The sequence below is a fragment of the Neoroseomonas rubea genome (genome assembly GCF_016106015.1).
Classification (GTDB): Bacteria; Pseudomonadota; Alphaproteobacteria; order Acetobacterales; family Acetobacteraceae; genus Neoroseomonas; species Neoroseomonas rubea.
In genome coordinates this window covers 1-695 of record NZ_JACADQ010000719.1, presented here as the reverse complement: position 1 = coordinate 695, position 695 = coordinate 1, and the positions used below count along the sequence as shown (strand labels likewise).

At 78.8% G+C, this 695-nt stretch carries 1 protein-coding gene; it reads left to right on the top strand.

The window, feature by feature from the left end; translation table 11 throughout:
• Positions 1–200: 200 nt before the first annotated feature.
• The coding region (locus HW577_RS26045) for a hypothetical protein (RefSeq protein ID WP_198378964.1) at positions 201–695 on the top strand (495 nt) is incomplete at its 3' end.

Here is a 695-nt window from a genome sequence, read left to right as displayed (position 1 = left end):
CGGCGCCGACGCCGCGCTGCCCGCCCCCGCCGACTGCCGCGAAGCGCTGGCGAAGGTGGCGTCGCCCGAGGTGCGGCCGGCCGCGCTGCGGCTGCGCTGACGTGATCGCGGGCGGGGCGCCCGAACGAAGCGTGCCGTTTCGCACCGCGCGCCCCGCCCGCCGGCGCGAGGCTCCTTCCCGACGACGAGGAGCAGCCGCCATGCGCACCATCCCTTCCCTGACGACCGCCGCCGCACTGGCCGCCATGCTCGCGGCGGGCCCGGCGCAGGCGCAGTTCGCCGCGATCGACATGGTGTGGGTCCAGCCGGTCGCGGCACCCGGCGCGCCGGCCCCCTGCACGCGGATGCTCGTGCTGACCTCGCCGCGCGACTGGGCGGAAGGCGACGCGGCGGTGCTGGTGCTTGCGCCGGAGGGCATGGCCAACGCCGCGCGCCCGGTCGTCCAGGCGCTGGTCGAGGAGGAAGCCGCGGTGCTCGACTATTCCTCCGGCTTCGGCGGCTGCGGGGATGTCTCGACCGTCGCGCCCGACCCGGTCGGCGAGGCGCTGGGCGGGCTGCTCGCGCTGAAGGAGGCGGGGGCGGGCCTGGTCGTCGCGGTCGGCCTCGGCCCCGCCGGCCAGGCGGTGCTGGAGGCGGCGCGGGAGGAGGTGGCGGCGCGCTTCCTGGGACCGGACGGCCCGCGCTTCGCCGCCGCC